Raw genomic sequence first — 252 nt, forward strand, 5'->3', positions numbered from 1 at the left:
GATCGTGGTTGGGATCTGGGGAGTCTGTTCGATGAGGATCCGGATCGTGCGGGGCGGAGTTACGCGCGGTCGGGTGGGTTCCTGTCGGATGTGGCGGGGTTCGATGCGGGGTTTTTCGAGATCGGGCCGCGTGAGGCGACGGCGATGGATCCGCAGCAGCGTTTGTTGTTGGAGGCGGTGTGGGAGGCGTTCGAGGACGGGGGTATCGATCCGACGGCGTTGCGGGGCAGTGACACCGGCGTGTTCGCCGGG

1 protein-coding gene is annotated in these 252 nt (G+C 66.3%); it reads left to right on the forward strand.

The genetic code is table 11. The features are described 5' to 3' along the window. A partial coding sequence (locus tag OQ02_RS39905) for a beta-ketoacyl synthase N-terminal-like domain-containing protein (protein WP_033443885.1) occupies positions 1-252 on the forward strand: 252 nt, incomplete at both ends.

Source organism: Saccharothrix sp. NRRL B-16314, from assembly GCF_000716595.1.
In the GTDB taxonomy this organism is placed as follows: domain Bacteria; phylum Actinomycetota; class Actinomycetes; order Mycobacteriales; family Pseudonocardiaceae; genus Actinosynnema.